Raw genomic sequence first — 14,596 nt, 5'->3', positions numbered from 1 at the left:
CGAAGACGCAACCTTTCACGACACCGACTTCAGCCAACCCAGCACACGGGCCTCTTCCGCATCCATCCACTTCAGCAAGCGCTTGCTTCGCGTTGGCCTTGTGCGCAGCAACTGGCCCAATCTGCCAGCCTTGAATTCATCGAACACAGCGGGATGGATATAGGACGATCGACAGACAGCGCGCGTATTGACGAGCATGGCCGCAACCGCGTCGATCACCTCATTCATCTGTCGCGCGATCGCGGCCTCGGTGGCGGCAACGCTCAAAGGCGTAAGGGCAGTGACCGCCGCACAGGTCGCACCCCATGTGCGAAACTGGCGGGAGCTGAACTCGGCGCCGGATACCTCCCGGATATATTCGTTGACATCCTGCGACGATATCTGCCGGCGGGTCCCGTCCTCGCAGACATACTGGAACAACTGCTGCCCCGGTAATTCCTGCAGGCCGCGAACCACGCGCGCGATGCGTCGATCCGTGTGCACTAAGTTCCATTCCTTGCCGGATTTTCCCTTGAAGCGGAATTTCACCTTGGAGCCGTCGATCTTGACGTGCCGGCGGCGCAAGGTCGTCAGGCCGAACGAGCCGTTATCCTCCGCGTATGCGGCATTTCCGATGCGGATATAGAGATTGTCGAGCATCCAGACGATAGTGGCCAGTGCCTTGTCCATCGTCGGCGCACGAGCCCGCAGATCGGCGTCAACACGTTCTCGAATATCAGGCAGGCGTTCGCCGAACTCGAGTAGCTGGTCGAACTTGGCGCGTGCGCGCTCCGAATGCCATTCCGGATGATAACGATACTGCCGGCGTCCGCGCGCGTCGATACCGATCGCCTGCAGATGCGAGAGCGGATTGGGCGATATGCGAACGTCGATATATGCGGGCGGGATCGCCAGCGCGTTCAGCCGCGAAATTTCCGCACTATCCGTGATCCTGCGCCCATCGGGAGCGTAATAGAGGAAACCATTTTTCTCCGCCTTGCGCGTGATGCCGTGTTCGATATCCGTGGTGTAAACCAGTCGAGACGACGCCAAGGCTGCGACGGTGATTTCCGGTTGTTTGATCGCTTGGTCCATGTCGCAGAAACACCGCAACCGAGGATTCAGTTCCCGCCGCAACTTCAAAGGGTTGGGCGAATTGTCCGATGCCGTTTCCCGAGGAAGCCGCTAGCCGCACTTTGCAGGATCCACTCAAAGCAACTCGAACACATCTGCGCATATATTCAAATAGAATACAGATAAACCCCGGACCGCTAAGTAATCAAAACGAAGTACACGCCGCTTTTGTGCGTACCACTGATTGCCGTCGTTCCCTCCCGCGCGAAAGATGGCACGATGGCCACTCATTTGGGGATACATGGCCACTCGCACGGGGATAGGTGACACATGATCAAGATACGCGGTCGCAATAACAGTTATCTCAGTGCGTTCGGTGGGGTCACGACAGTTTATGCAGCAGGCAAGAACTGGAGCACTGGCGTTGCGCCCGCCGCTTCCGATACCAACAGCGGACAGCCGAACACTGCGGCAGCGGCGTTCCAAGCGTCCGCAGGCACTGCCGCTGTATTCGGGTCCGCCGGAAGCGATACCTCGACCACGGTCTCGGAAACCGCGGCTCTTACCGATACCTCCACTACGACAGCGTCGACGCCGGAGCCCCGGACGGTATTGCCGGTTGACGCCGCGCCTGTCCCGGCTCGTCTCGTTACGGAAAGCGCGAGCGTCGTTCTTCCAGACAGCAGCGCCAACGCATCGTCCGTAGATACAACCACGCCCGTCGACGCTGTTACACCAGCCGTTTCAACGGTCCTGCGTGTCACCTCGACGGCAGTGGCACCGACGGTATTGGCCTCGATACAGAGCATCAGCGAGCCGACCGCGCTGGTGGCGCCAGCAGCCACGGCTGCGGCTCCGGCTGCGGCTGCGGCTGCGAGGAACAAAATCGCTGACGAAAACAAACTGCAGGGCACGCCACGCAGCGAATGGGAGCTCCAGGGAGACGGCGACGGCACAATCCAGGGCTTCGCAACGGATATCAGCCGCAACATCGGGCAGACCGTGGACTTCAAGATCGCGACGGATTCGACGCACTATCGCATCGATATCTATCGAATGGGCTATTATGGCGGCGATGGCGCCCGCAAGGTTGCCTCGATCGACAAGTCGCTAACGACGGCACAGATCCAACCGCACCCGATCGTCGATATGTCGCTCGGGCTGATCGACTGCGGCAACTGGTCGGTATCGGCAAGCTGGGCAATTCCCGCGGATGCGGTATCGGGCGTCTACTTCGCCAAGCTCGTTCGCGAAGATGGCGTCGATGACGCGGGTATCATTCCGTTTATCGTGCGCGACGACGCCGCGGCCAGCAACATCGTCTTCCAGACGTCGGATACGACCTGGCAGGCCTACAATGCCTGGGGCGGCGCCAGCTTGTATTATGGCGAAGTGCCGGTCGATCCGGCCAACATGATCGGCTATCTGCCACCAAACTGCAGCTGCGGCTTGACCGCCATCGGCCGCGCATCCGCGGTGAGCTACAACCGCCCGATCATCACCAATGTCAGCCCGGCGGGCGGCACGCATGATTACATCTTCGGGGTAGAAGCCTCGGCCATCTCGTGGCTGGAGCAGAACGGCTACGATGTCTCCTACATCTCCGGCGTGGATTCATCGCGAAGCGGCAGCCTGCTTTTGAACCATCAGGCTTTCCTGTCCGTCGGCCATGATGAATACTGGTCGGCCGAGCAGCGCACCAACGTGGAAGCGGCGCGCGACAATGGCGTCAACCTGGCATTCTGGAGCGGCAACGAGGTCTATTGGAAGATCCGCTGGGAAACCAGCATCGACGGCAACGGCACGCCTTATCGCACGATGGTCTGTTACAAGGAGACCTGGGGGACCAGCAGCGATCCGAGCAACATCGGCACGGGAACCTGGCGCGATCCGCGGTATGCCGATCCGGGCCAGGAACCGGAAAACTCGCTGACGGGCACGATGTTCACCGTGGACAGCTATCGTCAGGACACGATCAAAATCCCCTACGATTATTCGAAACTGCGCTTCTGGCGTAACACGGATGTGGCCAGCCTGCAGCCAGGTGAAAGCTTCAGCCTGGTACAGAACCTGCTCGGCTATGAGTGGGACTCTGATGTGGAGAACGGCTTCCGGCCAGCCGGCTTGATCAACCTGTCGCTTTCCAGCGTGTCCGTGGACACCTATCTTCGAGACTACGGCACGACGATCGGCAGCGCGATCGCAACACACAGCCTAACCATGTATCGCGCGGAAAGCGGTGCGCTGGTTTTCGGCGCCGGCACCGTATTCTGGTCGTGGGGCCTAAACGCCGACCACGAGGGACCGGCCACACCGACTGATCCGAATGTCCAGCAGGCCATGGTCAACATGTTCGCCGACATGGGCATTCAACCGACGACACTGGACGCCAGCCTGGTGCTCGCCACGCAATCGACCGATCACACCAAGCCGACGTCCACGATCACCTCGCCGACACTGGGCGCCAGCTTCCTCGAAGGTCAGCATGTCACCGTTACCGGAACAGCGCAGGACTTCGGTGGCGGCGTCGTTGCGGGCGTCGAAGTTTCCACCGATGGCGGGCAGCATTGGTTCAAGGCAACAGGGCGTGAAAGCTGGAGCTATAGCTGGGTTGTTCAGGCAAGCGGCACCTACACCATCATGTCTCGTGCCGTCGACGACAGCGTCAATCTGGAGACGCCATCGGCTGGTAAGCAGGTAACGGTAACGTTGCCTCAAACGCAGGGCCTGTGGACACTCGGAGCGAAACCCGCGCTGGAAACCGCGATTGACCGCGACGGTGTTGAACTCGGCGTTCGCTTCCAGTCGACCACCAACGGCGCCGTCCAGGGTATTCGCTTCTACAAGGGCTTTTATAACATCGGCCAGCACGTCGTCAGCCTCTGGAGCGCCAACGGCACGCTGCTCGCAACCGGCATCTCGACCGGTGAATCGCTTTCGGGCTGGCAGACGGTCATGTTCTCAAGCCCCGTGCAGATCACCGCCGGGACGACCTACACCGCTTCCTACCACAGCAACGGATACTACTCGGTCAGCGAAGATTATTTCGGCTCGGGCTATAGCAACGGTGCGCTGAAGACCGTCGATGGCGGTGGCGTGTATGCCTATGGGTCCAACTCGCTGTTCCCGAACCTAAGCCCCGGCGGCACAAACTATTGGGTCGATGTCGTGTTCGACGCCGGCGCCAACACAGCGCCGGTCGCCCACGACGACAGCGGCTTCACGGTCGGCCGTAACGGCTCCTTGGCGATATCAACCGCGGCGCTGATCGCCAACGATACTGATGCAAATGGCGACGCTTTGACGATAACCGGTGTTGGCAATGCCGTAAATGGCACGGTGTCCTTGAACACCCAGACCGGAACAATCGTCTTTACGCCGACCGCGAACTACAGCGGCCCGGCGACCTTTACCTACACGCTCTCGGACGGGCGAAACGGCACCAGCCAAGGCAATGTCAGCCTCACCGTCCAAGCCGCGCCGGCTGGCGTCGGATTGTTCAACGCCGGCGAAGGCCCTACGGGCTCCGGCTTCAATGACGGCACGCCCCTGGAACTCGGGATGAAATTCGTTTCATCCGCCAACGGCACGATCAGCGGCATCAGCTTCTACAAGGCCGCCGGCGATACCGGCGCTCATACCGGCTCCATCTGGACAGCAAGCGGGCAGCTCGTCGGGACCGTGACCTTCGCCAACGAATCGGCGAGCGGCTGGCAGACCGCGAAGTTCAACAGCCCGATCCAGATCACGGCCGGCGTCACCTACATCGCGTCTTATCATACGACCGGCTCCTACGTTGCAACGGCGAATTATTTCACAACCAACCATACCAACGGCGTGCTGACCGGGCTTTCGAGCGCCGCAAGCGGCGGCAATGGCCTCTATGGCTACGGAGCTAACTCGCTTTTCCCGACCGGCACCTATCAGGCATCGAACTACTGGGTCGATGTCGTCTTCAACCAGTCGACGGTCAGCAATACGGCACCGGTAGCGGCGAACGACAATGGGCTCCAGGCCTATTCGAACACCGCCCTGTCAATCGCGGCGGCCACGCTTCTTGCAAACGACACGGACGCGGATGGGGATGCGCTTTCGATAACAGGCGTGAGCGGGGCGACGAATGGCACCGTCACGTTCAACAGCCAGACGAACTCCGTCATCTTTACGGCTGCCAGCGGCTATGTCGGCGCCGCGAGTTTCACTTACACGATTTCGGATGGACGCGGCGGAACTGCGTCGGCGCAGGTCAATCTGACGGTCAGTCAACCAACCACTCCGCCGACAACCACGAGCCTGTTTTCCTCGTCGCAGACGCCGAGCATAGCCGCCGACAGTGATACCAGCCCTGTCGAGCTCGGGGTCAGGTTCGTCGCGTCCGCCGGCGGACAGATCACCGCTCTTCGCTATTACAAGAGCGCCCAGGATATCGGCACCCATGTTGGCTCGCTTTGGAGCAGCACGGGCACCTTGCTCGCCTCCGCGGTCTTCAGCAACGAGACGGCAAGCGGCTGGCAGACGGTCACGCTCAATGCACCGGTCACCATCACTGCAGGCACGACCTACGTCGCCAGCTACCACTCCAACGGCCACTATGCAGCCACGCCGAACTATTTCACCGCCGACTACTCGAATGGCGGCCTGACGGCACCGGGCAGCACCAACGGCGTTTATGCCTATGGATCGACAAGCCTTTTCCCGACGGCGAGCTACAACGCGACCAACTACTGGGTCGACGTGGTCTACCAGAGCGGCAGCGCGCAAACCGTAGCGAACCGGCCGCCGGTCGCGGTCAATGACACAGGCTTCCAGACGACAGCGGGTGCCGCGCTGACAATCCAGGCGTCGACGCTGCTTGCCAATGATACGGATGCCGATGGCAACACGCTGTCGGTCACGGGCGTAAGCAGTGCCGTGAACGGAACCGTCGTGTTTAACAGTCAGACAAAGGCCATCACGTTTACGCCGACGACGGGATACTCCGGCACCGCCAGCTTCTCTTATGCGATCTCCGACGGCGCAGGTGGAACCGCCTCGGCGCAGGTGTCGCTGACTGTCAATCCGCAGTCAACGACGCCCACGCAAAGCGTCTTCGCCGCGAGCGCGACGCCAACGGTTGTTTCGGTCAACGACAATTCGCGCGTCAATCTGGGGATGAAGTTCCAGGCCGACGCCGCCGGCTGGATCACCGGCATCAGCTTCTACAAGGGCGCAACGAACACCGGCACGCACACGGGCTATCTTTGGACAGCAACCGGCGATCTGCTCGCCAGCGCAACTTTCACGAACGAAACCGCGAGCGGCTGGCAGTCCGTCACGCTGAACAATCAGGTAGCCATCTCCGCGAACACAACCTACGTCGTCTCCTACAGCACCAATGGGAACTATTCGGCAACGGGCAGCTATTTCAACAACAGCGTATCCAATGGCAATCTGCAGGCGATGTCATCCGCGCTCAGCGGCGGCAACGGCGTCTATGCCTACGGCGCGGCCGGGCTGTTCCCGACCAGCACCTACAACAGCACCAACTACTATGTCGACGTGGCCTTCCGGCCGCAGCTCGCGGCTTAGGGATGAGCATGGAACGGGGCGCGAGCGACAACAGGCTTCCGGTGACGGTTTTGGCGGGCTTCCTGGGCGCCGGCAAGACCACCTTGCTCAACCATGTCCTGCGCAATCGCGAGGGGCGTCGTGTCGCCGTCATCGTCAACGACATGAGCGAGGTCAACATCGACGCCGATCTCGTTCGCGGCGGCGACGCCAACCTCTCGCGCACAAACGAGACGCTGGTGGAGCTCAGCAACGGCTGCATCTGTTGCACGCTGCGCGACGACCTGTTGACGGAAGTCCGGCGGCTCGCCGCCGAGGGACGCTTCGATTACCTGCTGATCGAAGGCACCGGCATCGCCGAGCCGTTGCCGATCGCCGCCACTTTCTCGTTTCGCGACGAAAACGGCGCGGCACTCTGCGATATCGCCCGGCTGGACACGATGGTGTCGGTCGTCGATGCGGCCAATCTCCTGGCGGATTTCTCGAGCACCGATTTTCTCAGCGATCGCGGCGAAGTGCGCGACGACGAAGACAACCGCTCGCTGATCGACCTTCTGGTCGACCAGATCGAATTCGCAGACGTGATCGTGATCAACAAAATCTCGGAGGTCGATGCGGCGACGCGCGTCATGATCCGGCAGATCGTGGCATCGCTGAACCCGGACGCCCGCGTTGTCGAGACGGATTTCGGCGACCTGCAGCTTGGCTCGATCCTCGATACGCGCCTCTTCAGCGAAGCGAAATCTGCGCGCCATCCTCTGTGGCACAAGGAGCTCTATGGCTGGGGCGACCATGTTCCGGAGACGGAGGAATATGGCATATCGAGCTTTGTATACCGCGCGCGCCGGCCATTCGATCCGGTGAAGCTGGAGCGTTTCCTTGCAATGGAATGGCCGGGCCTGATCCGCGCGAAGGGCCATTTCTGGCTCGCGACGCGCCCCTCGGAAATCGGCCAGCTGTCGATCGCCGGCGTTCAGCGCCAGATCACCGCGAAGGGCTATTGGTGGGCGACGGTGCCGAAGGCGCAATGGCCGCGCTACCCGCAATTCCGGCAACTGCTGGACAAGCACTGGAACGAGACCTGGGGCGACCGCCGCCAGGAGCTCGTCTTCATCGGCGCGGGGCTTGACCGGAATGCCGTTTGCGCGGCGCTCGACGATTGCCTTGTCGGCAAAGAGACGAGCTTTGAACCGCATCTGGCACAGGGCATGCACGATCCCTTTCCAGCATGGCAGCACGGCCATGCGTGACACTTTTTGAAACAACCAAACCAGAGGGCATACAATGAGCAGCGAACTTTATTCCGACGGCATCGGCGAAATCACGGTAACCGGATCGATCGTCAGGATCGATCTGATGTCGCTTTCGGCGACCGAACGCGATGCCAGCAACAATCCGAAGCCTGAATTCCGTCAGCGCATCATCATGCCGGTCGAGGCATTCGCAAATGCGGTGGATCTGATGCAGAAGGCGCTCGGCGGTCTCGTCGAGGCAGGCGCCGTTCGCCGCATCAGCGACATGCAGGCTCCAGCGGCGGATGCGGCTCAGTCGCAGAACGCTTCGCCGAATTTCAACTAAACGCTATCGCTATTCCGGGTGGGCCACGCGTATGTTTTTGCACACCAATCTCCACTGTCTCGCTCTCGTCGCGCGTCACCACGGCGTCGATCTCTCGCCTGAGCGCCTTCAGCACGATTATGCCGTGGGCGAGGAACCTGTGGCCGTGCGCCAGCTTCTGCGCATGGCAAAAGACTCCGGGCTTAAGGCAAAGCACCTGACGCTCACCTGGCCATCGCTGTTTGAGCTCGGCAACGCCTACCCCATTCTTGCCGCACTTGAGAACGGAAACTGGGTGGTGGTCGCCGGCGCGGTCGATGGCGAGGAGAAGCAGGTTCGCGTGCTCGATCCTCTGGCGACCCGGCCGGAATTCATACTGCTCAACGAAGAGCAGTTTACCAAGTCTTGGCGCGGCTCCGTCGTGCTGATGAAACGCAGTCATCGGATGAGCGATGACGACCAGCCGTTTGGCTTCCGCTGGTTCATTCCAGAGGTGATCAAGCAGCGCAGTTTCTTCCGCGATGTCGCGCTGGCCGCCTTCGTGCTTTACGGCCTCGGACTGACGACGCCGATGTTCTTTCAGCTGGTCATCGACAAGGTGCTGGTCCACCAAAGCTACGCCACGCTGACCGTGCTGACGATCGGCATCGCCGTCGCCCTGATCTTCGACGCGACCTTCAGCTTCCTTAGACGCTATCTGCTGCTTTACGCGACGAACCGGATCGACATCCGCATCGCCACCCGCACGTTCGGGCATTTGCTCAATCTTCCGATCGCGCTCTTCGAACAAGCCTCCGCTGGCGTCATCGTCAAGCACATGCAGCAGACGGGGCGGATACGCGAGTTTTTGACCGGTCGTCTGTTCCTGGCGCTTCTCGACGGGCTGTCGTTGTTGGTCTTCATCCCGATCCTGCTTCTCTATAGCGTCAAGCTCACCTTCGTCGTGCTCGGCTTCGCCGCTCTCGTCGGTCTCGTGGTGATGCTGCTGGTCGGCCCGTTTCAGCGGCGGCTGCAGGCGCTCTACAAGGCCGAGGGGGACCGGCAGGCGCTCCTGGTCGAAACCGTGCACGGCATGCGTACCGTCAAATCGCTCGCGCTCGAACCGCGCCAGCGCAAGGTTTGGGATGACCATTCCGCCCAGGCGATCTCGGTGCGCTTCCGCGTCGACAAGATCTCGACCGTTGCCCAGTCGCTGACCGGTCTTCTGGAGAAGCTGATGGGCGTGGCAATCATCGGGCTCGGTGCGCTCGACGTCTTCAACGGCTCGATGACGGTCGGTGCGCTCGTCGCCTTCAACATGCTGGCGGGCCGCGTCTCCGGGCCGCTGGTGCAGATCGTCACCATGGTGCACGAGTACCAGGAAGTCGCGCTCTCCGTTCGCATGCTCGGCGAGATCATGAACCAGCGTCCGGAACAGTTCGGCCGCGGCCGTGGCATTCGCCCACAGCTGCGCGGTCGCATCGACTTCGACAAGGTCACCTTCCGCTATGCGCCCGACGGCGCGCCGGCGCTCGACGACGTCACTTTCAGCATTCCAGAGGGGTCCGTCTTCGGCGTCGTCGGCAAGAGCGGTTCCGGCAAGACGACAATCACCCGGCTGATCCAGGGGCTGTATCAAAGCCAGCAAGGCCTGGTGCGCGTCGATGGCTATGACAGCCGCGAGATCGACCTCGTGCATCTGAGAACCAGCATCGGCGTCGTGCTGCAGGACAACTTCCTGTTCAAGGGCACCGTTCGCGAAAACATCGCGGCCGCAAAGCCGGATGCCAGCATCGAGGAGATCGTCGAAGTCGCGCGCATTGCCGGCGCCGAGGAATTCATCGAGCGCCTGCCGCGCGGCTTCGAGACCATACTCGAGGAGAACGCATCCAACCTTTCCGGCGGTCAAAAGCAAAGGCTGGCCATCGCCCGTGCGCTGATCACCGATCCCAAGCTGCTGATTTTCGATGAGGCGACCAGCGCCCTCGACCCTGATAGCGAGGCGATCATCCGGCAGAACTTGAGCCAGATCGCAGCTGGCCGGACCGTGATCATCGTCTCGCACCGGCTTTCCACGCTTGTCGACGCCGACGCCATTCTCGTGGTGGAACGCGGCAAGATCGCCGATATCGGCCGCCACGATCAGCTGGTCACGCGCTGCATGACCTATCGCCACCTTTGGTCGCAGCAGATGAGGCAGGTAGCATGAACGCGCACGCTGGAAAGCCAAACCTTCCCGTTCCCGTCGGACCGCACGACAATCAGCTGGCCTCGCGCGGCGCCTTCTCTCCGGTCATCTCCGAGTTCCAGTCGGATGCCGTCGAACTCGAGGAGCGAGCCCCGCCGCGTGTCGCACGCATGACGCTCTACTGCGTCACGGCGCTGATCGTCTCGGCGATCGTATGGGCTTCGGTGTCGTCGATCGACGAAGTGGTGATCGCGCCGGGAAAGCTCGTGACAACACAGCCGACGATCGTCGTCCAACCGCTTGAAACCTCGATCGTCAGAACGATCAACGTGAAGGCCGGAGATCTCGTGCATACCGGCCAGACGCTCGCAACGCTCGACGCGACCTTCAGCCAGGCGGACGTGGATCAATTGACCGCGAAGTTCGCCGCACTCGACGCACAGGTGAAGCGCATCGAAGCCGAACTGTCAGGCGTCGATTACTCGTCGATCGCCGGCGCCACGCAAAATGAAATCTTGCAAGCACAGCTCTTCGGGCAGCGCCGCGCATTCTATATGGCGCAGCTCCAGAACTTCCAACAGCAACTCGCAGGCCAGGCCTCGACGATTGCCGCCAGCAAGGCGCAACAGGCCGTTCTGGTCGACCGCCGCGAGAACCTGTCGCGGATCGAGGCCACCCGCGAGCGTCTCTATGACCGCGAAAGCGGATCGCTGATCACGCTGCTCGCCTCCCGCGACGCCCGGCTCGATGTCGAGGCAAGCCTTTCGATGGTAAAGGGTCGCGCCGATGAAGCCGAGCATGCCTATGCAAAGCTTGAGGCCGATCGCCAAGCCTTTATCGAGGACTTCCGCCGCGCGTCGATGGAGCAACTCGTCGATTTGAGAAGCCAGCGCGACACAGCCGGCGAAGAGCTGAAGAAGATGGAACTGCGCCGCAACATGGTGGTCCTGACCGCGCCCGCCGACGCCGTGGTTCTCGATCTTGCGCAGCGCTCCGTCGGCTCCGTAGTCAAGGAAGCCGAGCCGATCGTGACGCTGGTTCCCCTGAACGTGCCGCTCGAAGCCGAGGTCTCCGTCAATTCGCGCGACATCGGCCGCATCGAGACTGACACGAAGGCACGCATCAAGTTCGACGCCTATCCGTTCCAGAAGTACGGCACGGCATCAGGCACCGTCCGAACGATCAGCCGCGACACCTTCACTCCGACACAACAGGACGCCGCCGCCACCCAATCCAACCAGCCCTTCTTCAAGGCCCGCGTTCTGCTTGCCGACAAGAGCCTGGGCACCGACAAGGATCCCGTGCGGCTTCTTCCCGGCATGGCGGTCTCGGCCGAGATCATGGTCGGACAGCGGACGGTGATCTCGTATTTCCTCTATCCGCTGCTGAAGGGATTGGACACGGCGATCCGGGAGCCTTGAGGGCGGCGGATCGGCGCGGGCGGGAGGCCGCCGTCTTGGTCACCGAAAACTATCTCTCGGCTGACCCGCAGTAGAGAGATACTAGCCCGGCCCCAGCGCCGCGCCGTCATCCCAGACATTGTCACGCCAGAGATTGCCTTCTCCGGCTTTGTCGAACGATGTCGTGGGGCCGAAGGCTCCGCATGTTCCATTGTCTCCACGCTGCCAGACATTGCCGGTCACGACGATGGAGGTGGGTTTCGAACCGAACGGCTTTTGCGGATTGAGACCGAAGGACGTGCAGAAGCCGCCAGGCGTTGCCGGAAAATAGTTCCGTTCGAACGTGAAGCGCGCGAGTGGCCCAAAATCTCCATATATCTGCGCATTGCCGGAGCAGCCACCTTCGCCAATATCCTGGACGTCGCATACGATAGTATTGCGCCGGACGATAACGTCGTGCCCGCCATTGGACATGTAGCCGCCGAGATGCTGTGGTTTGCCGGGGTGGAGATATTGCCCGTGCAGCCAGGAATCTTCCACCAGGCAGTTGGGCGAACAAAGAACGCTGGTTTGTCCGCCTCTCACTTCGGATCGCCGGACCGTGATATTGGAAAAGCCGATTGTCGGTCCCAACCACCGACCACTGTCAAAGAGGCTGTCCTCGATCGTGAGAGAGGCGTCGGGGTTATCAACGTCAACGCTTATACCCTGGCTTCTGGTTATACGCACACCGGCTGCCGTCACGACCAAGGGGCAATTGATGATACGCGCGTCGATGACTGTGTTCGGCTCTGTAATGGTGCAAGGCCCATCATAGGTGGTCAGGGTCGTTCCCTTCGGTACGCCTGTATTGTGAGGCCCTGGAAATCCACTGAGATCAATCGGCGTTGGAACGGCCTCGGCAGCCGACAGGATACTCGGCAGGATAGAGGCTGCCACTATCGCTTTTGCCATCGCCCATCTGGGTAGCATCGTCGACGCCCGCTGTCCGCCCTTTGTGTGTTTCATGTCGTCTTCCTCTAACAAGATCAGGATGGCGAAAGCGCTGGAGAAGCACAGCCATGAAACTTTATGATGAGATCGGATCCAATGGTATGCGCAGCATGCGACCCTAAGACTATCCGATATACTTCGGGCAGATAAGCGCGCAACTCTTCGTCTTTTCGGACGATGTAGCAGTATATCGTAAGGCTTAATCGCAGCGTGCTCCGGTTTTGGCTATTGTAGGTCACCTCGATAGTCGATGCTTGGACAACCTGTCGATTGATGTCGGGCAACGATGGTTATGCAGGCGCTATCCGGACCGAACGATGAGTGAGTATAAGTTAGCCCAAAGCCGGTACACGCATGTTGCTCAGGCGAGCACGCACAGCGTCCTGGATTTGAATGATGTCCCGGTGGAACGGCGGCGCGGCAGAGCGCGTGAACAACGCAACCTTTCCGCAACGCGCCCGCTTCCGCTACCAGTCAAACTGTTCATGATCGGACTGCTTATCCCTTGGATCATACCCCTGGGACCACTCAACCTTTTTGCGTACCGCATCGTGTTGCTGGGCGCGCTTTTGCCTTGCATCGCGATATTCGCGCAAGGAAAAGCCGGTTCCGTCAGGGCGGCTGATGTCGGCCTCTTTCTTTACAGCCTATGGATCGCCTTATCCTTCGCCGTCATTCACGGCGTCGGCGTCGCCATGCAATCCGGCGGGATGATGTTTATCGACGGAATGGGCGCGTATCTGCTGGCGCGTTGCTACATTCGCAACGCCAACGATTTCCGCAACATGATCATATTTGCAATCAAGTTGCTCGCATGCCTCATGCCGTTTGCGCTGTACGAGTGGACGACGGGCCAGAAACCCCTGCTTGCCACCTTCAGGATGATCTTTCCGACCGTCGATGTAACGATGATGACGCCACGTTTGGGTCTCTGGCGGGTGCAGGGACCTTTCGGCCACTCCATTCTTTTCGGCGTATTTTGTGGCAGTTTGCTAGCGCTAGCCGGTCTCGTCGCCAGCAAGAAACCATCGACCCGCTACCTTGCAGTCTGCCTCGTCGGTGGAACGACCGTCATGTCGATGTCTTCTGCGCCAATCGCAGGAATCTTCTTCCAGCTCGCGCTGCTTGCTTGGAACGCAGCGCTTGGCGATTTCAAGTGGCGCTGGAAGCTGCTCTGGGTAATCGCACTGATCGGTTATCTCATCATCGAATTCGGATCCAACCAAACGCCGATCCAATTCTACATATCGCACTTCACCTTCGACCAGCAGACGGGATGGTACCGAATCTGGATCTGGAACTACGGGTCCGCGTCCGTCGGAGATCATCCGATTTTTGGAATTGGGCTTGGCGATTGGGCACGGCCAAAATGGATGGTCAGCGATAGCGTCGACAATTTCTGGCTTCTTACGGCCATGCGCTATGGTCTGCCAGCATTCGGACTTCTGATCGTGTCCTGGCTATTCCTGTGGATCCAGATCGCACGACGGAAGGACATGGATCGGGATCTCCAGGCCTACCGAACCGCTTACCTTATCTGCATGGCCACTTTCGTATTTGTCGGCTCCACCGTCCACTTTTGGGTAGCCGTCTATGCTTGGCTTTTCTTCCTAAGTGGCGCTGGCGTCTGGCTTCTCGATGCGAAATCGGACGAAGGTGATGAGGATACGAGATTGGCTCTACCCCGCACCAACCGGGTCAACCCGAGCGCGCGCGAGCGCGACAATGCAAAACCTCAACGCCTCGGTAGCCGACCGCCGGCTGTCCGGCCAAGTGTCGCGGTGGTTGAGGCGCCAAAGAATGATGGCTCGTAGAGAGCTCGGGAAGAGACGGCTTCAGTCGTCGCCAATTTATATTATTTGGGCCAATCCCGTGCCCA

Annotated in this window: 8 protein-coding genes; 6 read left to right on the top strand and 2 right to left on the bottom strand. The window is 60.5% G+C overall.

Features of this window, described 5'->3' with window-relative positions; genetic code table 11:
* Positions 1–15: 15 nt before the first annotated feature.
* Positions 16–1,074 (bottom strand): DNA topoisomerase IB, encoded by a 1,059-nt coding sequence (locus tag D460_RS0101525; RefSeq protein WP_018896725.1) that lies wholly within the window; start codon positions 1,072–1,074, stop codon positions 16–18.
* 309 nt (positions 1,075–1,383) lie between these two features.
* Between D460_RS0101525 and D460_RS0101520 the strand changes: the two genes are divergently transcribed.
* Genes D460_RS0101520 through D460_RS0101500 form a run of 5 tightly spaced genes read left to right on the top strand, consistent with a single transcriptional unit; the run spans position 1,384 to position 11,745 of the window.
* Positions 1,384–6,621, top strand: coding sequence for a DUF4082 domain-containing protein (locus D460_RS0101520; RefSeq protein ID WP_026282681.1), 5,238 nt, complete (start codon positions 1,384–1,386; stop codon positions 6,619–6,621).
* Between the two features lie 8 nt (positions 6,622–6,629).
* Positions 6,630–7,850 carry a GTP-binding protein gene (locus D460_RS0101515; RefSeq protein ID WP_018896723.1) on the top strand — a complete coding sequence of 407 codons (1,221 nt, stop codon included), beginning with the start codon at positions 6,630–6,632 and terminating at the stop codon, positions 7,848–7,850.
* 34 nt (positions 7,851–7,884) lie between these two features.
* Positions 7,885–8,178, top strand: a complete 294-nt coding sequence (locus D460_RS0101510) for a hypothetical protein (RefSeq protein WP_018896722.1) — start codon at positions 7,885–7,887, stop codon at positions 8,176–8,178.
* A gap of 31 nt (positions 8,179–8,209) precedes the next feature.
* Entirely contained in the window at positions 8,210–10,345 is a 2,136-nt protein-coding gene (locus tag D460_RS0101505) for a peptidase domain-containing ABC transporter (RefSeq protein WP_018896721.1), read from the top strand.
* The gene (locus D460_RS0101500; RefSeq protein WP_018896720.1) at positions 10,342–11,745 is read left to right on the top strand and encodes an HlyD family type I secretion periplasmic adaptor subunit; all 1,404 of its coding nucleotides are present in this window, start codon (positions 10,342–10,344) and stop codon (positions 11,743–11,745) included. Before D460_RS0101505 ends, D460_RS0101500 begins: the two co-directional genes overlap by 4 nt.
* 81 nt (positions 11,746–11,826) lie before the next feature.
* Here D460_RS0101500 and D460_RS0101495 read toward each other — a convergent pair whose 3' ends face one another.
* A complete protein-coding gene (locus tag D460_RS0101495) occupies positions 11,827–12,732 on the bottom strand; it encodes a hypothetical protein (RefSeq protein WP_155947655.1) in 906 nt (301 codons plus the stop codon).
* 302 nt (positions 12,733–13,034) lie between these two features.
* Here D460_RS0101495 and D460_RS32410 point away from each other — a divergent pair, with 302 nt between their 5' ends.
* Positions 13,035–14,531 carry an O-antigen ligase family protein gene (locus D460_RS32410; protein ID WP_018896718.1) on the top strand — a complete coding sequence of 499 codons (1,497 nt, stop codon included), beginning with the start codon at positions 13,035–13,037 and terminating at the stop codon, positions 14,529–14,531.
* The last annotated feature ends 65 nt before the right edge of the window (positions 14,532–14,596 follow it).

Source organism: Rhizobium sp. 2MFCol3.1 (assembly GCF_000377565.1).
In the GTDB taxonomy this organism is placed as follows: Bacteria; Pseudomonadota; Alphaproteobacteria; order Rhizobiales; family Rhizobiaceae; genus Rhizobium.
This window is presented reverse-complemented; position numbering and strand designations above follow the sequence as displayed.

Bases quoted from the DNA above. Each gene is read 5' to 3' on its own strand.
- D460_RS0101525 (WP_018896725.1), bottom strand. From the start codon at position 1,074: ATGGACCAAGCGATCAAACAACCGGAAATCACCGTCGCAGCCTTGGCG.
- D460_RS0101520 (WP_026282681.1), top strand. From the start codon at position 1,384: ATGATCAAGATACGCGGTCGCAATAACAGTTATCTCAGTGCGTTCGGT.
- D460_RS0101515 (WP_018896723.1), top strand. From the start codon at position 6,630: ATGGAACGGGGCGCGAGCGACAACAGGCTTCCGGTGACGGTTTTGGCG.
- D460_RS0101510 (WP_018896722.1), top strand. From the start codon at position 7,885: ATGAGCAGCGAACTTTATTCCGACGGCATCGGCGAAATCACGGTAACC.
- D460_RS0101505 (WP_018896721.1), top strand. From the start codon at position 8,210: ATGTTTTTGCACACCAATCTCCACTGTCTCGCTCTCGTCGCGCGTCAC.
- D460_RS0101500 (WP_018896720.1), top strand. From the start codon at position 10,342: ATGAACGCGCACGCTGGAAAGCCAAACCTTCCCGTTCCCGTCGGACCG.
- D460_RS0101495 (WP_155947655.1), bottom strand. From the start codon at position 12,732: ATGAAACACACAAAGGGCGGACAGCGGGCGTCGACGATGCTACCCAGA.
- D460_RS32410 (WP_018896718.1), top strand. From the start codon at position 13,035: ATGAGTGAGTATAAGTTAGCCCAAAGCCGGTACACGCATGTTGCTCAG.